The organism is Ignavibacteria bacterium, from assembly GCA_025612375.1.
Lineage (GTDB): Bacteria > Bacteroidota > Ignavibacteria > Ignavibacteriales > SURF-24 > JAAXKN01.
In genome coordinates this window covers 1-24,475 of record JAAXKN010000043.1, presented here as the reverse complement: position 1 = coordinate 24,475, position 24,475 = coordinate 1, and the positions used below count along the sequence as shown (strand labels likewise).

General features: G+C 43.9%; 16 protein-coding genes. 12 read left to right on the top strand and 4 right to left on the bottom strand.

The annotated features are described in order from the left end of the window. The first annotated feature begins 88 nt into the window (after positions 1–88). From HF312_18375 to HF312_18345, 7 genes are all read left to right on the top strand, one after another. Positions 89–1,510 (top strand): hypothetical protein, encoded by a 1,422-nt coding sequence (locus HF312_18375; GenBank protein ID MCU7522188.1) that lies wholly within the window; start codon positions 89–91, stop codon positions 1,508–1,510. A 244-nt stretch (positions 1,511–1,754) separates the two neighbouring features. Then, complete coding sequence (locus tag HF312_18370; GenBank protein MCU7522187.1) at positions 1,755–5,408, top strand: S8 family serine peptidase; 3,654 nt, start codon at positions 1,755–1,757, stop codon at positions 5,406–5,408. Between the two features lie 133 nt (positions 5,409–5,541). Next, positions 5,542–6,495, top strand: coding sequence for an aldo/keto reductase (locus HF312_18365; protein ID MCU7522186.1), 954 nt, complete (start codon positions 5,542–5,544; stop codon positions 6,493–6,495). A 120-nt stretch (positions 6,496–6,615) separates the two neighbouring features. Continuing rightward, entirely contained in the window at positions 6,616–7,770 is a 1,155-nt protein-coding gene (locus HF312_18360; protein MCU7522185.1) for an acyltransferase, read from the top strand. A 94-nt stretch (positions 7,771–7,864) separates the two neighbouring features. Further along, complete coding sequence (locus HF312_18355; protein ID MCU7522184.1) at positions 7,865–8,308, top strand: DUF4783 domain-containing protein; 444 nt, start codon at positions 7,865–7,867, stop codon at positions 8,306–8,308. A gap of 100 nt (positions 8,309–8,408) precedes the next feature. Then, entirely contained in the window at positions 8,409–8,945 is a 537-nt protein-coding gene (locus tag HF312_18350; protein MCU7522183.1) for a CoA pyrophosphatase, read from the top strand. A 197-nt stretch (positions 8,946–9,142) separates the two neighbouring features. After that, positions 9,143–10,234, top strand: a complete 1,092-nt coding sequence (locus HF312_18345) for a hypothetical protein (protein ID MCU7522182.1) — start codon at positions 9,143–9,145, stop codon at positions 10,232–10,234. 75 nt (positions 10,235–10,309) lie between these two features. Here the strand turns inward: HF312_18345 and aroF are convergent, their stop codons facing one another. Then, positions 10,310–11,347 carry a 3-deoxy-7-phosphoheptulonate synthase gene (gene aroF / locus HF312_18340; protein ID MCU7522181.1) on the bottom strand — a complete coding sequence of 346 codons (1,038 nt, stop codon included), beginning with the start codon at positions 11,345–11,347 and terminating at the stop codon, positions 10,310–10,312. 221 nt (positions 11,348–11,568) lie between these two features. Next, positions 11,569–13,410, bottom strand: coding sequence for a PAS domain S-box protein (locus HF312_18335; protein ID MCU7522180.1), 1,842 nt, complete (start codon positions 13,408–13,410; stop codon positions 11,569–11,571). A gap of 532 nt (positions 13,411–13,942) precedes the next feature. Here HF312_18335 and HF312_18330 point away from each other — a divergent pair. Then, positions 13,943–15,961, top strand: coding sequence for a T9SS type A sorting domain-containing protein (locus HF312_18330; GenBank protein MCU7522179.1), 2,019 nt, complete (start codon positions 13,943–13,945; stop codon positions 15,959–15,961). 77 nt (positions 15,962–16,038) lie between these two features. On the opposite strand, the gene HF312_18325 is transcribed toward HF312_18330, so the two are convergent. Further along, complete coding sequence (locus HF312_18325; GenBank protein ID MCU7522178.1) at positions 16,039–16,326, bottom strand: hypothetical protein; 288 nt, start codon at positions 16,324–16,326, stop codon at positions 16,039–16,041. Positions 16,327–16,564: 238 nt separating this feature from the next. Here HF312_18325 and HF312_18320 point away from each other — a divergent pair, with 238 nt between their 5' ends. Together HF312_18320 and HF312_18315 are read left to right on the top strand one after the other, a co-directional pair. Beyond that, complete coding sequence (locus tag HF312_18320) at positions 16,565–19,186, top strand: PAS domain S-box protein (protein ID MCU7522177.1); 2,622 nt, start codon at positions 16,565–16,567, stop codon at positions 19,184–19,186. A 164-nt stretch (positions 19,187–19,350) separates the two neighbouring features. After that, positions 19,351–19,995 carry an NAD(P)-binding domain-containing protein gene (locus HF312_18315; protein MCU7522176.1) on the top strand — a complete coding sequence of 215 codons (645 nt, stop codon included), beginning with the start codon at positions 19,351–19,353 and terminating at the stop codon, positions 19,993–19,995. 73 nt (positions 19,996–20,068) lie between these two features. On the opposite strand, the gene ric is transcribed toward HF312_18315, so the two are convergent. Next, positions 20,069–20,809: an iron-sulfur cluster repair di-iron protein gene (gene ric, locus HF312_18310; GenBank protein ID MCU7522175.1), complete on the bottom strand. Its 741-nt coding sequence runs from the start codon at positions 20,807–20,809 to the stop codon at positions 20,069–20,071. A gap of 277 nt (positions 20,810–21,086) precedes the next feature. Here ric and HF312_18305 point away from each other — a divergent pair, with 277 nt between their 5' ends. Then, positions 21,087–22,670, top strand: coding sequence for a PAS domain S-box protein (locus HF312_18305; GenBank protein ID MCU7522174.1), 1,584 nt, complete (start codon positions 21,087–21,089; stop codon positions 22,668–22,670). 141 nt (positions 22,671–22,811) lie between these two features. Then, positions 22,812–24,475 (top strand): CBS domain-containing protein (locus HF312_18300; GenBank protein MCU7522173.1); only part of this gene is annotated, 1,664 nt, incomplete at its 3' end.

Here is a 24,475-nt window from a genome sequence, read left to right as displayed (position 1 = left end):
GGCACTCTAAATTTATAATTCTCCATGTTATTTACTAAAAAATTATGAATCAAGGTGACCGGTTCATAATTTATAATAACTCAGGACTATGTCAAAAAAATCCTTACTTAGAAATATATCATACGTATTCAGTTCACAGATGCTGATTCTGATTATCGGAATGGCCCGCTCGTTGATTCTTCCCCTGTTTTTTCATGTAAATGCTTTCGGTTATTATCAGGTTTATGTGTTTTACTCTTCATATATAGGTTTGTTTGCCCTCGGTTTTAACGATGGAATTTATCTCAGGTACGGCGAGTACAACTATGAGCAGCTACCACACAGGAAGATGAGGTCCTCCATCTGGCTTTATACCGTTATGTTACTGCTGTTTACGGCAGTTTCGGCACTTTCCATTACAATTGGTGTTACTGATCCGGATGTACGCTACGCGATGTTGTTTTCCGCATTGAATATATTTGTGCTGGGACTGAACACTGTTTTTATATTTGTTTTGCAGATTACCAATCAGATGAAGAAATACAGTGTATATTCTGTTGCAAATAAAGTGCTGGTTATGATGGCAATATTGTTTATGGTTGTAATAAATGACAACAATTACAGAACAATCATTACCGTGGATTTTATTGGGGGCATACTGGTTCTGGCATTCATCAGTCTGCAGTGCAAAGATTTATTGTATGGAAGAGATGTCTCTCTTGCTGAAGGGTGGATGGAGTTCAAGAAGAACATTCGTGTTGGAGTAAAACTGCTGATTGCCAACCTGCTGGGAATGCTTTTAATCGGCTGCGGAAGAATGATCATTCAGTTCTGGGGACACATAAAAGATTTTGCCGTTTATTCATTCGGAATATCGGTTACAGCCATGGTACTGACTGTAATCACTGCATTCAGTCTTGTACTTTATCCGACGCTTAAGAGGGTTTCATCTGACATGCTACCCGGTTATTATTCGAAAGTAGACACATTTACGCGGCTTTTCAACATATTGACTCTTTTGGTTTATTTCCCATTTTACTGGGTAGTCAGCAGGTATTTCAGCAAGTATGGTGATGTACTTTCCTACTTGAATTTACTCTTTGTTGTGGCCTACCTTCAGACAAAAATCAGCCTTTTATACAATACTTTTTATAATACATTAAGAAAAGAAAAAGCATTACTCATAGAAAATGTAAGCAGCGTGCTGTTATTCATTTTCCTTGCGTCAATATTATTCTTTACATTTAACACGATCTGGAGCATTGCTTTCAGCACGGTAGCGGCCATGCTCTTCAGGTGTTTTGTTTCAGAGTTATATCTTAAGAAGATAAAGTTCCTGCGCTCAACCATTAAGCCGGTGATGGAGCTGGCATATTTATGCCTGTTTATCTTAATAACGTCGGAGTTTAACATTATAGCAGGCGTTGTAATATTCTCAGTATTCAGTTTCCTTTATATGCTAAGGGAAAGGAATGGAATAAAAGATGTTATCAGCCTGGTAAAAGTGCAGCAGCCGGCGGTAATTGAATAAAATGCCTTCAGAGCTTATTTGCAGCTAAAAAAATCAGTTTTCCAAGGGGCAGCATTCTGCCCCTTTTTTATTTATCCCTCCATTTTGCCCCTGCGATGTGACGCAGAATACGGCATTCTACCATTTTCTTTACCTCATACACTAAGGAATTGCTAATAAGGCAGATTCTTTATACTAATATTTTAATGCGGTCTATCCCGTGTAAAATTTAGTAATGTTTCCTGCCTTAATTGCGGGGGTGGAGATGAAGGTCCGTTTTGCCGTTATTCTGCTGCTTATCTTTTTCAGTTCTGATCTGATGCCCCAGCATAGTTTCCGCCGTGTTTTTGGCGATAAAGATAATCCATCGAAAAACATAATAATTCCCAATGAAACGGGGCATGTCTATAGCCTGACAAGGACAAAGGACAACCGTGTAAATCTTGAAGACGTCAATCTTACGGAAAAACTCAATGTCATAGTTGAATTTAAGTCAGCTCCTCTGTTTTTCACAAAAACTTCGGCACATAGAGGCTTATCAAAGCCGGCATACACTTCACAATTCAGCACATTCAGAAACGACCTGTTAAAGCTCTTTGGAAACTATACCAGAAGTTTTGGAATAAATGCCTCCATCCCTGAAATTAAAAATGAATTCTACCGGGTCTTTAATGGTGTAAGCATTTCGCTTCCCAGAGCTGTAGCAAATTCACTCTACAGCCTCCCCTACGTAAAGAAGGTTTACCCGGATATTGAGGTTTCAGCGCTTCTTAAGGAGAGCATCCCTTTGATAAAGGCAGATTCGCTCTGGCAGCAGTTTGGAACCGGAGGCGACAGTATTGTAATAGGAATTCTGGATACGGGAATTGACTACCTGCATCCGGCTCTAGGCGGAGGCATTGGCCCGGGATACAAGGTAATCGGGGGCTACGACTGCTACAACGGTGACAGTGACCCGATGGATGATAACGGGCATGGCTCGCACGTTGCCGGGATTGCATCTGCCGATGGCCTCTTAAAGGGCGTAGCCCCCAAGGCAAAGCTCATGGCCCTGAAAGTACTCAGCCGCAGCTCCGGCGGAATGGAATCCACTGTTATCTGCGGGCTTGAAAGAGCACTGGACCCCAACCAGGACGGGAATCCGGATGATATGATAGACGTTGTAAATTTAAGTCTGGGAGGACCGGGGTATCCTGAAGACGCATTGTCCACAGCAGTCAACAACGCCGTAAGGCTTGGCCTCGTCTGCTGCGTTGCAGCGGGAAATAGTGGAGGAGGCGGAATATTTAACACTATCAGCAGTCCCGGCACCGCGGAACTTGCCATTACCACAGGTGCTTCAGACAAATATGATCACCTGGAATCCTTCAGCTCCAGAGGCCCGAACAAAAGCAATTCCTGCATAAAACCAGAGCTGCTTGCCCCGGGAGGGAGCATTTTGTCTGTATGCCTTGATGGCGGCTTCGTTTACAGTTCCGGGACCTCGATGGCCTCACCGCACGTTGCCGGAGCGTGTGCACTTCTTAAAAGCATCCATCGTGACTGGGGGCCGATGGATATCAAGTCGGCCCTTATGTCGACGGCAAAAGACATTCATGAAGAAGTAATGTCGCAGGGCGCCGGAAGGATTGATGTATTAAAGGCAGCAAAGGTTTCAACACTTTTTAACCCGTGCTGTTTAAGTTTCGGCCTGGACAACTTAAAAGATGGAACGTGGATAAAACCTGATACAATCCTGGTTAAAAACATTTCAAAAGGTGTACAGAGTTACAAAGTTTCTTTCAGCGGCATTATTCCCGCAATGCATCTTCAGGCATTTCCCCAGGAATTCACACTTGCACCCGGCGCATCCGCAGCGGTTGTTTTCAGGCTGGAGCTCAATAACAATCATCTGCCCGACCCGGTAACGGCATCGCAGTCATTTTCGGGAAATGTTATTATAAAGTCCTCCTCAGAGACACTGCACCTTCCGTGGGCATTTGAGAAGGCGGCAAGGCTGGTCATGAATTTCAAGTCCACAGGAACACGTTTCTACCTTGCAGACAGCAGGCAGTCTTTCGGCAGCGATAAAGCTGTGTGGAAAGGTTCCTCGGCTGAACTGATGGTTCCCCCGGGTATATACGACCTTTTTGCACTTTATTCTGCCGAAAGCGATACGTTAAAGTTAATTGTAAAAGAGCACCTTGTACTGAGGGGTTCAGATACAATAAGTGTCAGTCCGGAGGATGCACTGAATAATATTTCTTTAAGTGTAAAGGACAAGGACGGCAATAGTTTTGAGGGGGAAAATTCGACGTGGGTTTACCAGGTTACTTTTCCAGATTCATCGTCATTTAAGGATATAATCACGGTCTTCAGCTCAACCGGGAGAATCTTCAAATGCTCAAATGTATCAGGAAGGTTTAAGATTAATATCGGAGGCGTTATTGCATCCGGTGACAACCGCGTCTGCGTGGCGGACTTTCACATAAATGAAATTAAAGGGCCGAAAGAGCTGACTAATGAATACAACGACCTGATTGAAGAAAATGTGTCTCTGGATATACCTTTTAATATTGCAAGGCCGGAAGTATTCTTTATCGGCGGACTTAAGCTGATTGATGAATATTCTGTAACATTCGGGGGGAATTACCTTGAAAGCTACGAGCTTTCAGGAAGGAAATGGAATGGGAAAGTTTACCTCCCGGGACGCGGAGCGATGCAGCATGATTTTCAGCCCGCAACGGCAATTTCAATTGCTGATTCAAGAAGTCAAGCACTCTGGAAAAGGGTATCGCATTTTTCAGAGGTAACTTTTGCAATAGATCTTCCTCCTTTTTCGGTTTTTGACGGGAACGTGGGCTTATTTACCCCGCAGAAGCCTTCACGCAATATTATGCTTACAAAAGCAGGAGGCACAATTTCACTCAAGAACTGGCTCATCTATCCTGACGGATTTCATAATAATATCAACAACTTAAGTGCGGGACAGGTCATAATGCCCCAGCCAAATTTTTTTGGACAGCTGCAGGAACATTACCTGGAGCTGGCCGGGCACACTGTATATAAAATATTTGACGGGAATAATCTTCTTGTGCAGGATACGCTGGCGGATGCTCGTACCGTTGCAGTCAGCAAAAAACAGTACAGGACGGAGTTTTCAAATATTCCCTATTATATTGAAGGATATGAGGCCCATTCAGTAATGAACTGCAGATACGATCTTTCGCTCATAGATCCCAATCCCCCGTTAATCAGGTCCCTGCAGGTCAGAAATTCGCTGGGAATTCCTGAAAGCAGGCTTGAAAAAGGGGAAAAAGCCAGCGTATTCCTTGCAGGCTGCGATTACCTGCTGGATCAGGACTATATGCCGTATATAATGCCTGTATTTGATGATTCGACACAGATATTCATCCGGCTGCATGGAGAGACTGCCTGGAAGAGGCTCAATACCGTTAAAATATCCGAGGATTCATTTCTGGGGAGCTACTATTCGGCAGATATTTCATCAATGACTAATTTCGATTCGACGGCGCTGGACCTGAAGGTGGTTATCTTTGACAGAAGCCTTAACAGTACCGAGTGCATATTTGAGCCCGCAGTTGCAATTGGGAAATTCAGAGGTACCACAAACATCCATGAAATGACAGGAGAAGCAGCCGTTATTAAGGAATACTCACTGAGCAATAACTATCCAAACCCATTTAATCCTTCAACCACGCTAAGATTTTCTCTTCCGGAGGATTCTTACCTTAAGGTGGAGGTTTTTGATGTAATCGGGCGGAGAGTTACAACGCTGGCTGATGAAAAAAGAAAGGCCGGAAATTTCAGCATTCAATGGGATGCAGACAGATGTCCGAGCGGAATTTACTTCTGCCGCTTCAGTGCCCAGGGAACGAGGCATTTTGAGAAGACGGTAAAAATGGTGCTTTTAAGATGAGGGTCCAATGTCCAAAGTCCAATGTCCAAGGTCAGAGGGGCGGAGTTGGATGCGTATCTTTAGAAATTTGGATGACAGCTGCTCTTCACTTTTTAATTTTTAATTTCTAATTGAATATTAATCGGGGAAGAATATGTTAAAGAACAAACTTGGTAATTCGGATTTGTCTATTACCCGCATAGGCTTCGGCGCGTGGGCAATTGGCGGCCCGGGCTGGGAATTTGCATGGGGCGAGCAGGACGACAGAAAGTCCATTGAGGCCATACACACGGCACTTGAGCTTGGAATCAACTGGATCGATACGGCTGCGGCGTACGGCCTCGGGCATTCGGAAGAAGTTGTTGCTCAGGCATTAAAGGACTGGAAAGGTGAAAAGCCGTATATTTTTACAAAATGCGCCCTTATTGGCGATGAACAGGGCAGAATGCACAGGAGTCACAAGGCTGACTCAATACGCAGGGAATGCGAGGCAAGCCTTAAAAGGCTTAATGCTGACAGTATAGACCTGTACCAGATTCACTGGCCAAGCGACAAGGATGAAGCTGAAAATGAAGAAGCATGGAGAGCCATGGCCGATCTGAAGAATGAGGGAAAGGTGCGCTGGATCGGCCTGTCGAATTTCAATATAGCCCAGATAGAGAGAATAAAAAGCATAGCACCTGTTACTTCGCTCCAGCCCCCGTATTCACTGATAAACCGTGATGTTGAAAGCGGGATACTCCCCTACTGCAGGAAAGAAGGAATAGGAGTAATTGTCTATTCCCCCATGGCTTCAGGACTTTTAGCCGGGGCAATGACACGCGAAAGGATTAAAAGGCTTCCGGAAGACGACTGGCGTAAAAGGAGCTGGGATTTTACGGAACCCCGCCTGAGTCACAATCTGTCAGTTGTGGAAAAGTTAAAAGAAATTGGCAAAAGGCACGACGGCGCCAGCGCCGGCGAAATTGCAATTGCATGGACACTTAAAAACCCTGCTGTTACTGCTGCAATAGTAGGTGGTAGAAGCTCAGAGCAGGTAAAAGGAACCTTCAACGCTCATGAAATAGTTTTGTCGGAAGATGAAATTAAAGAGCTTGAGGAGATATAATATAAGCATACTGCCGCAGGCCTGATTTATGGGTCTGCGGCATTCCCTTTAATTCCCCCCTTCTTTCCTTTCAGTAAAAAGTCTTATATTTACGGCAGCTATTAAAAAAATTATTACCTGATGAATCCACGGGACACTAAAATCAGATACATCCCCGGCTTAGACGGCCTGCGCGGCATGGCAATACTGCTTGTTATGCTTTTCCACACCGGGATCCCAAGTTTCAGGGGCGGGTTTACAGGGGTTGACATTTTCTTTGTCCTGAGCGGTTTTCTGATTACTTCGCTTCTTCTTTCAGAAGCTTCTGAAGCAGGCAGAATAAATCTTAAATACTTTTACATGCGCAGAATTCTGCGCCTTCTCCCCGCCCTTGTTCTAATGCTTGCTGTTGTTACACTGACAGCTCAGGCATTAAAGCTCAGAGGCCCCGCGCATACTGATACGACAAGCAGTATAATTACCCTTTTTTATTCAGCCAACTGGGTCAGGGCTTTTAATCTACACCAAATGGGGCTCCTTTCACATACGTGGTCGCTTTCCATTGAGGAGCAGTTTTACATGCTTTGGCCTTTAGTGCTCATAATAATGTTAAGGTATGTAAGGCGGGAAAAGAGAATTCTAAATATTGTGCTGTTTCTTTCCGTTTTCTCGTGGTTTCTCAGGATATATCTGACATACTCAGGACACACAGCAGAGAGGATTTTTAACGGGCTGGACTCAAGAGCCGATGCACTCTTAACCGGATGCGCTGCTGCCATAATACGCAGCACGGGATTATGGACAAAAAGAGTTTCAAGGCTGAAATCTCCGGCATATGCCGGTTTTATTTTACCGCTGGTAATTCTCTTTAATATCAGCTGGAGCAACCACAACATGTTCTTCTGGGTGAGCTTTCTGCTTGAATTTCTGACTGCAGTATTGATACTGCACATAGTTTCAGATGAAAAAAGCATGATTAAAAAGTTTCTGACTTCAAAGCCTCTTGTTTGGGTGGGGAGCATATCATACGGTGTTTATCTCTGGCACGATCCGGTTTTTGAGGTAATGCGGTATTGGGGTTATTCAAAACTTTCAATACTTTTTTCGGGCAGCATAATAACGCTTGGCATTGCTTCAGTTTCATACTACCTGATGGAAAAGCCTTTGCTGCGGCTTAAGAAAAGTTTTCAGGTTAAAACCACTGACTTCACATGTCAAAAACCCCCAGTTTCCAACTTACCCGTTATGGTGGAGGACAAAAATAGCCCTCTGCAGCCAGATAAATATTTTGAATAATGATTCAACTTTGCATTTGCATTCTGTATGAAATTATTTATTTTCTAATTGGAATAAAATTATAAGCTGATTTCCAATCCCAACGGAGGTTAAAATGAAGAAGTTATTTCTGCTCTTTTTGTTTTTATCTCTTCCAGTAATCATTCATGCACAAAGTTTTTTCGTTCCAAGTGACGTACAAATCTCTTTAGACAGAATTACAAATGCTTTCCGTGCAGGTAATCCCAAGGCGATGGATGACCTTTTAAGTTCACCCGTAACCATGCGCCTGCAGGATTCGTTATACAGGGATATTTCCAATATACAGGCATCTGACCTTCTGCAAAGTTTCTTTTCAGATAAAAAAGTAATTGATTTCCGGTTCAGCACTCCCGGCAATGGGAAGTTAATTTACGAGGAGGCCGGTAAGAGGGATACTGTAAACGTGGATATATGGATGCGAAGAGCACTTGGCGGCCCGGTGCTGCATGAAATAAATATCAGCAATTACCCTATTGCGACCGTATTTTTCAACATACATCACGACGGCAAAAAGTAAACCAATTAAAGGGTTTTCGGGAAGCTGAGGCTGCCAGGAAAAGCTGCTGAATGGAAACAGGAATTTTAGTATATTAATTACTTATTAAGAAAGAGAAGTTTTGTTTAGCAGTACATACAAGTTAAAAGATGCAGCAGTTCTTGTTCCTGTATTCAGAGGACGAAATAAGGAACTTAGGATAATCCTTATAAGGCGAAGTCTGCACGGCGTTCACAGCGGGCAGCTGGCTTTTCCGGGAGGTCAGGTGGAAAAGACTGATATATCTTTAGAGCACACCGCCCTGCGTGAGGGCGAAGAAGAAATCGGGCTCAAAAGCAGCAATGTAAAGATCTTAACAGGACTGCCGGAGGTTGAAGTAAGGGCGTCCAATTTCAGGATAAAGCCTTTCCTGGCCCATATTAAACCTCAGGATAAATGGATAATTCAGGAAAGCGAGGTTTCCGAGGTCATTGATGTAAGCCTTCAGGATCTTGCGCGCCCGGAATCGCACCAGGAAGAGATGTTACGCCTTGAAGAGTGGCCTGAAGCAAGAAGGATCGCTTTTTACAAGGTGGGCCCTTACAAGCTCTGGGGGGCTTCATACAGGATATTTAATCCCCTTCTTCCCCGCCTCTTAAATGGTGAGTTCCCGATATAAATTTTGAATTAATGACATCTTTTTTCATTAAAAAAAGTAAGATATTTGTCCGCAGGGCTTGACAACTGACAAGATACTCCCTATTTTTAATTTCAAATTCTATTAAACACCCGGAAAGAATTTACGCCATGAATTATTCCGGGCTTCCAGGTAATTAAAATTTCATATTTTCCAATCATTGATTATAGGGGGGTCCTATGAAGTTCGTATTACGTGTTACAGCTCTTTTGCTATTTTCAACTATTTTTTTCACCTCAACAAACGCACAGTCACTTGAAGAAACATTAAACAAGCTTTCAAATAAGGCTGCCCAGGCTTATTTAGGGCCAATCGGCAGCGGATTTGGAGCCAACCTGAATACAGGCTGGACAACAAGAGCACCGAAGGCTGAATTATGGGGAGTAGATATTCAGCTGGGTGTTGTTGCAATGGGTGCAATGTTCAATGATGCAAACAAGAATTTCAGCTTTACCGGCGACTATACTTTTACAGTAGAGCAGGCACAGCAGATGACGCAGAGCATAAGCAATGCACAGGTCAGAAATCAGATCATCGGCAGGCTTACCAGCGACAAATTCCAGGTAGGTTTCTCGGGACCTACGGTTGTTGGTAAGAAATATGATGAAATTACAAAAGAGAATAGTATCACTATCGACTTTTCAGGAAAGCAGTATTCAATCAACGGAGCCAGTTATAATGTACCTGCACGCAAGATTGTCCTTGGTTTAGGCGGCGTTATGGACAACATACCATTACTTCCTCTTGGTGCTCCTCAGCTTACAGTTGGTACAATTTATGGAACACAGGTTGCATTCCGCTATCTGCCTGCTATAAAGCTCAGCGAAGACCTGGGTGAATCAAAATACTTCGGTTTCGGTATTCAGCACAATATCGGCCAGTGGATTCCGGCTCCCATACCGGTAAACTTATCTGTCGGGTTCTTCACACAGAACCTGAAGGTTGGCGATATTCTTGAAAGCAAAGCTACCGAGTACGGCCTTTATGCCAGCAGAACTTTCGGACCGGGCGCTTTGAATGTTACCCCGTATGCAGGATTTTCACTCCAGAGTTCAACAATGTCAGTAAAATATGACTACATGTATACAATACAGGATGCTAACGGAAATGAAGTTAACCGCACAGACAAGATTTCTTTTGATCTTGAAGGTGAAAACACAGCAAAGCTTACTTTGGGCGTGGCATTCAAGCTCGCATTCTTAAACCTGAATGTTGACTACAACATTGCAAAATTCAGCACAGTCGGCGCGGGCGTCGGTTTCATATTCTAAGAATATTTACCTTTAAAAATGAAAAGGGGCAGACTTTATAAGAGAGTCTGCCCCTTTTTTTATAATCTAAAAGCCTTAGTGAGCTTCCTGAAAACCCCTTACGAATTTCTTATCCACAATGGGAGCCAGCTGTGAAAGCTTTGTCAGAAGTTTTTCAAAGTTCTTGGGTGTGAGGCTCTGGAATCCGTCTGAAAGGGCTTCATCCGGTTTGTTATGGACTTCAATAATAAGTCCGTCTGCCCCGCATGCAACTGCTCCCATGGACATGGCGGGCACTTTATCCCATATTCCGATTCCGTGCGACGGGTCCACAAACACAGGCAGGTGCGAGAGTTTTTTAATTACCGGAACGGCATTTAAGTCCAGTGTATTCCGGGTATACGTCTCAAATGTTCTTATTCCTCTTTCGCAGAGGATGACGTCAAAATTGCCCTGAGCCAGGATATATTCTGCGCTCATGAGCAGGTCCTCAATTGAAGCTGCAAGGCCGCGTTTTAATAAAACGGGTTTTTGTAAACAGCCGGCTTTTTCCAGGAGGCTGAAGTTCTGCATATTTCTTGCGCCAATCTGTATTATATCAGAAACCTCGGCAACAAGGCCCAGTGTTTCCGTATCCTTGGCTTCTGTAACGATGAGCATACCGAGTTCTTTTTTAATATCCGAAAGGTATTCGAGCCCTTTTTCTTTCAGTCCCTGGAACGCGTAAGGACTGGTGCGGGGTTTATAGGCGCCTGCACGGAAGAGTCTTATGCCCATTTCCTTTAAGGCACCTGCAATATCAAAGAGCTGCTGGCGGCTTTCAATTGAGCAGGGGCCTGCAATCATAGTAAGGTTATCCCCTCCTATTTCAACGCCGTCAATTTTAATTATTGAATCTTCCCGTTTAGCCTCGCGGCTTACGAGTTTATATTTTTTAGATATTCTGAGCACTTCCTGGACGGAATCCAGCAGGAGGAATTCCTCCTCGTCGAGACTTGTAGTAGGGCCTGTAAGTGCAATAGCAAGTTTTTCAGTACCATAGATCAGATGCGGTGTGCAGCCAAGAGCAGCGACTTTTTCCTTGACCTTCTCAACTTCCTTTTCAGAAGCGTCAAGTTTTAAGAACAAAATCATTTAACTTCCTCGTAATCTGCCCTCCTTAAGAAGAACCTTCAGGGGGCTTAAAAATTAAAAAACAGATAAAAAGAATAAACTGTCTGCAGAAATAAAGATATTTTCTTACATATTAAAGTCCAAAATATATCTACAAAAGCTGAATTTGGCAAATTTCTTGTGAAAACATTCTGTTTTTCTGCCTCCAGGCCGGATTATAATTTTTCTAAAACTGCTTTAGCTTAATTATTTACCGGCGCAAGAGGAAGAGTAAAAATAAATTCTGTCCCCCGGCCTACCCGGCTGTTGACCCTGATATTTCCATGGTTCTTTTCTATTAGTTCCTTGCATAAAACAAGTCCAAGTCCAGTACCTTCTTCTCCTGAGGTGCCTTTTGTTGTATGTTTTGAATCTATCCTGAAAATTTTGTCTTTCACGTCCTCACTCATTCCGATTCCTGTATCTTTAACACTGATTTCGGCAAAAGAGTCTTTTACCACGGCAGAAAGCGTAATTATCCCGCCCATATCTGTAAATTTTATGGCGTTGGAGACGAGATTCCGCAAAATAGTTGCTACCATATTCTGATCAGCATAGATATGGATGCTGCTGTTGATTTCATTTTTCAGGCATATATCCTTGCTTTCAGCATTTGAACGCTGCAGGTCGGTTATTTCACTTGTAATATCCTTTAAGTTAGTATCTGAAGGAAGGTATTCAATTTTTCCCATCTGCAGTCTTGACCATTCAAGCAGATTGTTAAGGAGTCCGTACACCTTCTTAGCAGAAGCATAAACCGCCTCCGAAAGCTCCTTCATTTCATCCTTTGGGATCATATCCTGGCAGTCGGCCATATATTCAGCAATTCCAAGGAGTCCGGTAAATGGGCTTCTCATATCGTGGGCAAGTATAGAGAAGAACTTATCTTTACTTGCATTCAGGTCCTTCAGGGCTGCCTCAGACTTTTTAAGTTCCTTGTTTTTAACTAGCAGTTCAGAGGTAAGTGCCTGGAGCCTGTTTTTACTTTCCTCAATAGCCTCGGCATAGGTTTTAAGTGCCTTTTCGGAGTTCTTTCTTTCCGTAATGTCAATTATGCGGACCAGTTTATGTTTTTTAGAATCGGCCTCAAAGGCAATAATTGAGACAGCGCCCCAGAATTCGCATCCTGAATCTGTTCTGTAAATTAACTCACTTTTCCAGACGCCGTCATTTTTGATGGCCTCATTTATTTCATTACCTTCAGACTGGCCAATGCCAGGCGCTGGAAGCCGGGAGCTGAATGTTTTAAGCAGGTCCTGTTTATTTTCAGCTTTGAAAAGTCTCAGTGCAGCTTTATTGCATTTTTCAATCTGGTTCGTCTTTGAATCAACAAGAAAAAGGGCATCATTGGCTTCATTAAAAATCATATAAAGGAAAGCTTCATTTTTAGCAAGCCGGGCTTCAGCTCTTTTTCTTTTTTTTATGTCATCCAGAATCAGCCAGTAGAATATCCCAAAAGTCAGAAGAAACAGTGCTGCCAGGGTAATGAGTGAAGATGCGGATTTTGCTGATGCATTCTCCTGCGAGAGGATCCTTTCATCCAGGCGCAGGTCTTCGACACTATCCATCTGGCTGATTACAATTTTAAGGCTGTCCACGAGGCTTTGGTTGTAGTTTGCGGCCTCCTTCTCAAAAGCCTTAAATCTGCCGATTGAATCTTTTGCTTCGAAGGAATTTTTATGTCCTTCCTGCTTTCTGCTGTTAAGTTTTGAAAGGATCCTTAAGAACTCCTGCTGTCTGGGGTTATCTTTTGTGAGCTCTGAGAAGTTTTGAATGCTTTTTTTCAGGCTGTCCAGGGCTGTATTATAAGAGCGGACACATTCCTTCCTGCCTGTAAGAAGGTAACGGTGGGAATTGATTTCGATCTGCTGAAAATAATCGTTAATATTCCCGATTTCCGTCTGTATATTGTAGGAAAGCCTGACCCAGTTACCTCTTTCCACGTAATCGGTCCTGCTCTTAAATGCCAGGTAAGTAAAAAAGAGGCCCAGGCACAGTACCAATATGAACCAGATGGTTACTTTTCTTTCGACACTGATTTTCATAAAGCTCCCCCAAAAAAATAGACGAGGAAAGAAGCATCTTTTAATTTGATGTTCGTAGCCGTCATTTTTAATTAGAAATTGAATTAACTAATCCACAGCATAAATATTTTTTATCCAGCCAAAAGTCATCCCTTTCCCATAGCATAAAACAAAGTGAATATAATGAGACAGACTAAATTAACTCAATTTCAGGAGCTTACATCCGGGAAAACAGTAACAGGGAAATTATGCAAATAAGCGGGTTAATTTTGACAACAGACGGGATACTAAAAACATAAGGACAGGTTTTGCAGCGGAATGTAACCGAAAAAGGAGAAGTCAGGAAATTACATAACGGGGCAGCTTCCAGCTGCCTCCTGTGCTTCATATCACTGGAGAATTCCATCTCCCCAGGCTACCTTGAATTTATAACCGGAACTGAGTATTCTATTTTGAAGGGTTCGCTTAATTGATACATACCAATAAAGGCATCTATATTAAGACATTAACGCCCTTTTATCCAAAGATTTGATGAATTAGCCGTGGAGTACTTATGAAAACAGGAAGGAGTTTATGCTCAGTATTTGCCGTTACATTAATTCTCCTTATATCCTCCAGCTTTACAAATGCACAGGTTGAAAGATATACAGAAAACAACGGTTATGTAAGGCCGCTTGCAGTTGCGCCGGGAGATACGCTTTACATTTACATCAACACTTCAAAACCTGTTTATGATATAGCAGTATATAGAATAGCAGTTAATGAATATGAGCGTATGATGACAATTACTGGCGTCAAAAGCGAGGGATTTCGCCCGATTGATACACTGGCTTATGAAAAAGGGGTTGACTGGCCGGTGAGCTATAAGCTGGTTATTCCAGGGGACTGGAGAAGCGGGGCTTACGGGCTTGAATTCCCAAATGCCGACGGCAGTACGACAAAGGGAGCTGTCTTTGCACTGAAGCAGAAGGTGCCCGGCTCGTATTCCAGGGTATTAATGCTCTTAAATGATTTCGACTGGACGGCATATAACCTCTGGGGAGGTAAAAACGTATATAATGACGGATCCACATACGGCATCAAGGCCGACAGGGTTTCCTTAAACCGCCCTTTCTCGCAGCACAGGGGCATGGGAGAGTTCCACGCCTGGAATAAGCCTCTCATCAAGTGGCTTGAGACAAATAACATCCGTTATGAAATAACCTCCACAATGGAAGTACACAAGGATCCCTCACTTCTGGACAACTATGACGTACTTATTGTAAGCGGACATGATGAATACTATTCTCGCCCCGAGAGAATAAATATGGAAAGGTTCATTAAGCGAGGCGGCCGCCACATCAGTTTGTCGGGCAACACGTGCTGGTGGCAGGTCAGAATGGAAGACAACGACCGAACGATGGTCTGCTACAAGAGCACTAAAGACCCAATGCTTGGAAAAGTGGACTCACTGGTAACATTGAACTGGTATGCGCCGCCGTTAAACTGGCCTGAGACCATGTTTCTTGGGGCCACATTCTTAAATGGCGGATACGTCAACGATCTTCATCATTCCATTATGAATTACAGTCACGGCTATGGCGACTATACGGTCTGGAACTCTCATAACTGGATTTATAACGGTACAGGGCTTAAAGACGGCGACTCCTTCGGGCGCCTTCCGGATGATTCAACAGGGGCTATTGTAGGCTATGAAGTGGACGGAACACTCTTCCAGTATAAAGACGGCCTGCCTGTTGCAACAGGCGAGGACAAGACACCCCTTAACTACCGCATTCTCGGTACTTCCCCGTGTGAGCCGGCAAGCTACACAAGAGGACTGCCAGTATCGATGGGAATGTATGTAAATAAAAACGGGGGCGCCGTATTTAATTCAGCTTCAATTAACTGGACTTTCGGCCTGGCAAGAGACATAACGGTGCAGAAGATATTCCTGAACATTCTGCAGAAGTTCATGCGCGGCGGGTTCCCGCCTGAAATCACGAGCTGGAAGCCTTTTACACTCGTTAAAGACACAGCGCACGCAGAGGTATTTACAGTAAACAGAAGGGACATTGATCTTAAATCAAAAGATTCCGTTGAATTATCGCTCAAGGTTTATGACCCATATGGCGAAAGGGTAAAATATATCTGGTATGTCGATTCCATCAAACGCAGCACCGATTCAACTTTCACTTTTCACGCAACGGGAGGCGGAAAGTTCAAAGTTACGGCTTACGTTTACAACTCAAAGGATACTTCTTTAATTTCGTGGAATCTGAATGTTGACGGCCCTTCAACGTTTGCAGAAACAGGAAAGATGCAACCCAATAGTTACTTTATCAATCAGAACTATCCGAACCCTTTTAATCCTGAGACGAAAATTAAATACGGGCTTGCCGAGGATGGTAAAGTTACAATTGAACTGTTCAACGTACTGGGACAGAAAGTCTCAACGCTTGTAGATGATATTTTGAAAGCCGGGAATTACGAAGTAAACTTCAATGCTTCGAAACTTCCAAGCGGGACGTATCTTTACAGGATATCCTCTGGCAGTTACATGCAGGTAAAGAAAATGGTGGTGCTGAAATAATTTTTTGGTAAAGCACTACCGGAAAATAAAAGCCCTGAGGTTTTTCTCAGGGCTTTTTAGTTTCAATTCATTTTTCTTCAGTACACTGTCATTTCATCGTGGCGTACTGTTCTTTTGTAATCTTTTCTCCAGAGAAGGTGCATTCCGCATACCCGGGCATTCTGCCATGCACCGGCCTTAATGACATCCAGATTAATGTAGCGGCCTTCATAATCAAGGATCAGATAACATCCATAATCCCTGTGATAATAGATGTTATAAGTTTCTTCAAAATCAATTTCAGTCACAGGGCGTTTCTTCACTTCAAAAAGATTCTCACCCACGTGCTTGCATAATAAAAATTCGGTAACAATTATTTTTCCCATGTTTTCCCCCTCGTTATTTCATAGCGCCTTTGACCCTCAATAATTTTTATGGAAATAAAGAAATAAAAGCAACAGTTTTTTTGGATGGTGCCTGTTACTGTGTTCTTAATCAATCAGGCCGCAGCCTTCCGGCTTTAATCATCTTTTCTTTGCTTTTTTCATACGAAGAATATATATTGCGTTTGCTATAATCAATGCCGGATTTTGCCCCTGCTTTTTTCATTAATACAGGTGAAAAATGAGTGGTGATCTTGAAAGCGGACAACTGGATAGTAACCTTTCGGGCGAATTAGCTGAAATAACACCTGGCCTGGAAAACGAGACCGAAGATTCTTCCGGAGAGTCCGGCAAAATAGGTAAAGTTCATCTTAAATGGGATGACGAAAATTACGTGCCGGAGAAGCTTCTAGAAGAACTGGAGCGATACAGGGAATTATTCGAATCGGCACCATCGGGCTACATAGTGATGACCCCCGATTTTGTTATCACCTCAGTCAACCGCTCGTCGCAGATGCTGCTTGGGCTTCCGGAATCACTCCTTGTAAAGCGGCCCCTGACACAGTTTATTGTAAAGGGCTACCAAAATATATTTTATTCTTACCGCCTCAGAATTTTTAAGAAACCCGGAAGGTACTCCTGCGAACTTAAATTCCAGAAGAAAAACGGGCCCGATTTCCACGGCCTGCTTGAATGCCACCCTGTCTTTGATGATAACGGCTGCATAGAAATCAGAGCTGCATTATTGGATATTTCGGAACACAAGAGGCAGGAAATCAACCGCAGGGCCGGGCTCGTACAGACTTCAATTGAAAGCATGATGGATGCTCATGCAATACTGCGGGCAAAAAGAGATAAGGCAGGGAAAATAACTGATTTTATTTATGAATATATAAATGAAGCGGGCTGCCGCAACCTGAATATTTCAAGAGAAAAGATAATCGGGAGCAGATTTCTGGGCCTTTTTCCACAAATGCGCGACAACGGGATTTTTGATGATTACTGCAGGACGGTCTATACAGGTGAGCCCCTTACCAAAGAATCACTCATCTATGATGAAGAGCAGGCATTGCGCCCAATAAAAATGGCTTTCGATATTCAGATCAGCAGGCTCAATGACGGAGTAGTTGTTACCTGGCGCGATATAACTGAACGCATACAGATGGGAAAAAGGCTGCAGCAGGAGCTGAAGCGCTCCAAGATGCTTTCACTCTTTACGCAGGAATTAACCGAAATCAGTTTTGATTATCTGGCAGTACTTGAGAAGACCGCCCGCCGTGTGGCTGAACTTATAGGAGACTCCTGTGTCATACGCCTCCTTTCGGATGACAAGAGGATGAACCTCATTTCATACTACAACCCTGAGATAAAGATCAGGAACATACTGCGTGATCTTTTTTCAAATTTTGACCTGTGCCCTGTTGCAGAGCTGGCTCCGGAAGTAATGCAGGGTAACCCTGTGCTGGTTTCAAAGGCAGATTACCCCGGAATGCTGGAAAGGATGAGCAATGAACTGAGGAGCCACCTGGAAAAGCTTCCCATCTACAGCATACTTTCGGTACCGCTATTTTTGAATAAAAAATTAGCGGGGGTTATAACAATTTTCAGGCACAAAAAAACCAATCCCCCTTATACGCCGAATGACCAATTCTTCCTTCAGCAGATTGCAGGCAAAACGTCGCTTGCCATTTCAAACGCAAAGCTTTATGGTGAAAAGATGCGGGAAATTGAAGAGCGCAAAATTGCCGAAAAGGCACTTGCAGAAAAACAGGCGCTCTTAATGGATGTGCTGGAATTTGTGCCTGTGGGTGTCTGGGTGCTGGATAAAAAAGGCAAGAGGCTGATCTGCAACCAGATGGCAAGGGAAATATGGGGCGGGATGAATTACTCGGGGCGCGGCGACCTGCAGATTCATAAAGGCTGGTGGCCAAATACCGGGGAACGAATTTTGGACGAGGAATGGGCTACAGCAAGGACTCTCTTAAAGGGTGAAACCGTCATAAACGAGGAGGTCCTTATTGAATGCTTCGACAGCAGTATCAAAACAATACTTCTTTCCTCGGTTCCTATACAGGAAAACGGTGAACTGGGGGCAATTATAACAAATGTCGACATCTCGGAAATAAGGCACTATCAGGAAAAACTTCAGCATACGTTACTTGAGCTGGAACGCTCGAACAAGGAGCTTGAACAGTTCGCCTACATCGCCTCGCACGACCTGCAGGAACCGATGAGAATGGTTGCAAGCTTTACGCAGCTTCTTGCGGCACGATATCAGGGGAAGCTTGATGAAAAGGCGGACGAATACATAGCCTTTGCGCTTGAAGGCGCCAGACGCATGCAGACGTTAATACGCGACCTGTTAAAATATGCGCGTGTTACATCCAGGCTGAAACCCTTTGAATTACTGGACTGCAACGAAATTCTGTATGATGTTTTAAGTGATCTTCAGCTTGTTATAGGTGAAAGCAGCGCGGAAATTACTTCAGACACGCTTCCTGTAATTATGGGAGACATCACACAAATAAGGCAGCTATTGCAGAATCTGATCAGTAATGCAATAAAATTCAGGGGCGCAAATAAGCCTGAGATTCACATTTCCGCCGTGCGCGGGCAGAAGGACTGGACATTCAGCATACGCGACAATGGAATTGGAATCGACCCGCAGTTCCATGAAAGAATTTTCCTCTTATTTCAGAGGCTGCATGAAAGGGAAAAATATCCGGGGACGGGTATCGGGCTGGCACTCTGCAAAAAAATAATTGAGCTGCACGGCGGCAGGATATGGCTGGAAAGTGAGCCCGGGCGCGGCACGACGTTCTACTTCTCAATTCCCAGGATAAGGCAGGAAATCAAAAAGTAACTTTCCGTCATTGCGGCTTGTTACTCACCATTTCCCGGCATCTGAAATGTTTATTTTCTTTTTTCTGTTTTACGCATTACCCTTTCCACTTTCATATTTCCTTTCTATTTTATTCTAAACATCCTATTGTCTGATTAATAACTAATCTCTCGAGGGAGGAATAAATGAATATCGGAATTCTTGGATCCGGAAACGTAGGGCAGCAGCTGGGGCTGGGATTTTTAAGCCAGGGGCATTCTGTAATGCTGGGCACAAGGGATACATCGAAGCTGAAGGACTGGGTAGTTTCGGCCGGTGAAAACGCATATGCAGGAGGTTTTGATGATGCGGCCCGCTTTGGCGAACTTATTGTAATAGCGACCAAATGGACGGGTACGGAAAACGCCATCAATATGGCCGGGAAGGAAAACTTCACCAATAAAATTATAGTTGATGTTACCAATCCGCTCCAAAGTGTACCCGGGTCTGCAGCACCCGGCATATCGGTCAGCCCGGGCAATTCTGCAGGCGAACAGATTCAGGCCTGGCTTCCTGAGGCGAGCGTGGTAAAGGCATTTAATACAGTAAGCGCACGCACGATGTGCCATCCAAACCTTCGCGAGGGCTCACCCGAGCTTTTCATATGCGGAAACGACATTGAGGCAAAACAGGCCGTAGCCCACTTTGCCGAAGGCTGGGGCTGGGAAAATATAACCGATATGGGGGATATATCGGAAGCTTTTTACCTTGAGGCGCTGGCCGCATTATGGGTGCATTTTGCCTTTATGAACAACAGCTTTACTCATGCATTTAAGCTCCTGAAAAGATAAATTAAAGGACCCAGGCGCCTAAAAAGGCGCCGGGGCCTGAAATTATTCCCTCTTATATGCGCCTAAGGCGTCATTATGCTCTTGTAGATTCAAGAGATTTAGGGAAGAGGATGCTGTTTTCGAGGAATACGTGCTTATGCAGATCCTTTTCAAACTCGTCAAGCTCCTTATAGGCAACGGCAAAGGTTGTACAGGCATCTTTAGGAAGCGCATAGTTATCTGTCATTTTCCTTATCTTGTCCAGCATTTCTCCTGCGCGGTCGTGCTCGGCCATCATAACCCTTATAGGTCCCGAGACTGTAGAAAGCTGCTTTAGTGCCCCGGCATTGCCTGAAGCTTTCAGCTCATCAATTTTCTTTATCATCGGGAAGAGTATCTGTTCTTCTTTTGCAAGATGGTTCTCCAGCTCGCGGCTTACGGCCTCAAACAGGTCGGCCACATCAATTAAGAACGGGTGATTTTTCCCGTGTGCCCTTACGACTTTATCCAGGCGGGCCTGTATGGTTGGAGCCGCAGTTTTCACATACGTATGATGGTTATTGACTATATAATCGGCCAGGTATCCAAGCGACCACATATCGTAGCGGTTGTTGTCAGCTTTATCGCTTTCAAATACACCCTTCAGCTCCCCTGCCAGGCTGTCTATATTTACCCCTTTTTCCTCACATGCCTGAAAAAGCGGGCGGTTTCCCTTGCAGCAGAAATCAATGCCGTATTTCTCAAAAATTTCTGCGGACCTGAAGTTGGAGGCAACTATGTCCTTAATTATCAAATTCTTTATTTCGGCTGAGTTAATATTTCCGCTAACTGCCATTTTTATCTCTCCTTTATTATTGGTCTTTATATAATAAATGTCTTTTTCAGACTAAAAGTTCCGAATTAAAATTACATAAAACAGGACATTAAGTCAAGTTATAAAAATGTTTATTTTGCTATAGATCACTATCTTCATTGAAGCTGTTACTTTTCTTTGGAATTCTTGCTATTAGAAAAAGAATGTATTATCTTAAGCATAAAATGCAGTGGAAAGGAAGTTTTAAGATGTAAGCGGCTGTAGCAATTTTATTTTTCAACCAATATTGCGAAGCATAATGGAAAATGACATTACCGGAGTGTCCGATATTCCAAAAGACCGGGAGAATGCTGTAAATATGGAAAAAGACGGCATTATACTTTCTCTCAAGCAGGAAAATGAAAAGCTCTTAGCAGAGCTTCACGTACTTCGCAATCAGATGCAGACGATGGAGTTCTTCAAAACTGCCGCCGATTATTTCCCTCATGTAATAGCCTTATACGATGCCGAAAGAAAGTTTGTCTTTGTCAACAGCTATGCCATTGAGCTGAGCGGACTGGCCTATAATGATTTTATAGGGCGCAGGGATGAGGACATATTCCCTCCCAGCGTGACCAGGTGCTACTTGCCGGCACTTCAGAAAGCAATTGAAACGCTTAAGCCGCAGACCAAGGAATGCACAATTAAGTTCATGACAAAGAGGACGCTCATTTTAACCTTTATCCCGATGCTAAATGAAGATGGGCAGCTTTACAGGGTAATGAGTAATTCTTTTGACATCACCGAGCGGAAAAATGCAGAAACCGAGCTTGCAGCCAGAGAGCTAATGTTCCGCAAAGTCTGGGAAAGCTCCTTCGACGGAATGCGCCTTATGAACAATAAAGGGGTAATTGTAAAGGTAAACGAAGCATTCTGCAGCATGGTAGGGATGAAAAAAGAAGAACTTGAAGGAAAGATTTTCACAAAGATCTATAAAAGCCCGCATGAGGAAATCCTAAAGAAAGCAATATACAGGATGCAGACCAGGACGGTAGTGCCGCGTTACGTAGAAAAATTTGATCTGTGGAACGGCAAAAGCATCTGGTTTGAGGTCTCGAATAACCTGCTCAGGATTTCACATTCCTCCCCCGTGCTCTTAAGCATTTTCAGGGATATTTCGCAGAGAAAACTTGCTGAAGACAGGCTGAACAGGACAATTAAAAAGCTTGAGGAATCGAACCGCGAGCTTGAGCAGTTTGCCTACATTGCCTCGCACGACCTGCAGGAGCCTCTTAGAATGGTATCCAACTACACACAGCTTCTTGCAAAGCGTTATCAGAGTAAACTGGATGAGACGGGGCGTGAATTCATAAACTTTGCCGTTAACGGCGCAATGCGCATGCAGTCGCTGATTAAGGACCTGCTTGCCTATTCAAGAGTAACAACAAAAGCCAGGCCTTTTGAACCGACTGACTGCAATGAGATCTTAAGGGTGGTACTTTTAGACCTGAAGCTTGCAATTGAGGAAAGCAAGGCCGTCATTACTTCAGCCCCTCTTCCTGAGATTATGGCAGATCCCACGCAGTTCCGGCAGCTTCTGCAGAACCTGCTGTCAAATTCCATGAAATTCCGTACAGAAAGGCCGCCGGAAATCCGTATAAGTGCCGAAGCGAGGGACAACGAATGGCTCTTTAAGATTACAGATAACGGTATCGGCATTGATCCCCAGTATTTCGAAAGGATTTTTATGCTCTTTCAGCGCCTGCATGACAGCGGGACCTACCCCGGGACAGGCATTGGGCTTGCCATATGCAAAAAAATTGTTGAGCGCCATGGTGGACGTATGTATGTGGAATCCGAGCCCGGGCGCGGCACTACGTTTTACTTTACTATTCCCAAGTAAGACTGCTGTTAAATTAGTATCCAGTTTCCACAATGAATTACGTAAAATTCTTTTAATTTTCACTTCTTAAACACATGGAATTTTGTCTTTTACCCGTTTGTTTTTTACTTTAGAGATTATTAAATATAAATACAAAACGCGATGTTCCTGAAGTTCTATATAGATATTATCCTTAGATTAAAGAAAATTCTGAGTCCCCGGCAGTTCCTCATTCTTTCAAGTGTACTGGTAGGTCTTACTGCGGGGCTTTTTTCAGTACTGCTGAAGACGGTTGTTCACTATATTCATCGCCTGCTGACATATGATTACGGTTTTAAGATGCAGGAATATCTATATCTTATCTTTCCGGCCATCGGCATTGTGCTTACCGTAGCATACATAAAAATTTTTCTTAAAAGCAGGTTCGGGCGCGGCGCGGCTCACATACTGAATTCTATTGCGCGGAAGTCGGGTCTGGTTGAGCGCGTGACGATGTACTCTCACATGGTTACGAGCGCGCTTACAGTAGGCTTTGGAGGCTCTGCAGGCCTGGAGGCCCCGATTGTAGTAACCGGTTCAGCAATCGGGTCAAACTACAGCCGTGTCAACCAGATGGATTTCAGGGAAAGGATACTTCTTATAGGGTGTGGTGCGGCCGCAGGCATTGCGGCAGTTTTCAATGCCCCCATTGCCGGAGTCATGTTTGCGCTTGAAGTACTCATTCCTGAATTTACAATTTCATCCTTTATACCGCTTATCATTTCTGCTGCAACAGGGGCCCTGTGTTCAAAGATCATACTTCAGGAAAGGATACTCTTTACCTTCAGTCTCCGGCAGCCCTTTGACTACACGAACGTTCCTTATTATGTAATACTCGGACTTCTGGCAGGAGTTGTCTCACTATACTATGCCAGGATGTTTTATAAAATTGAAAGCCTGTTCCGCCCGCTGGAAAACAGGAATTATCTTAAGGCAATAATAGGAGGCTTTGCGCTGGCTGTACTGATATTCCTCTTTCCCCCGCTTCTGGGCGAGGGGTATTCAAGCATTCTGCTATTGGCCGAGGGGCACACGGCACAGCTTTTTGAAAGGAGTGTTTTTCTGCCTTTCAGGCAGAACGAATGGTTTGTAGCAGCTTTTATCGGGGCAATTGCTTTTATTAAAGTTATGGCTACAGGGCTTACACTTGGCAGCGGAGGCAACGGAGGAAACTTTGCACCATCGCTTTTTGTAGGCGCCTTTCTGGGTTCTTTCTTCTCAAGGGTAATTAACCTGACGGGATTTACGCACCTGCCTGAAAGTAATTTTACCATTGTCTGCATGGCCGGCATAATGAGCGGCGTTATGTACGCTCCTCTGACCGGTATATTCCTGATAGCCGAGGCAACGGGAGGCTATGAACTGATGATCCCACTCATGATAGTCTCAGCCCTGGCTTTTGCAATTGTCAAGCATTTTGAACCTTTTTCTATGGACACGCGCGAACTTGCACGCTTCGGGCTTCTGCACAACAGGGACAGGAACATACTTACGCTTATGCATACATCGGAGCTGATTGAAACGGATTTTGCAAAGGTTAGTGCCAAAGCAAGCATAATGGAGCTCCTTCACATAATCGCACATTCAAAGCGCAATCTCTTCCCTGTCGTGGACAGCGATAACAATCTGCTAGGGATAATTTCGCTGGAAAACATAAGAGAGCTTCTCTTTGAGCTGGAAAACTACAAAGAAATTCCTGCAGTTGACCTGATGAGCCAGTCAGAGGCAACAGTAGAGCTGAATGAAGAGATGAGCTCGGTAATGAAAAAGTTCGATGAAACGGGAGC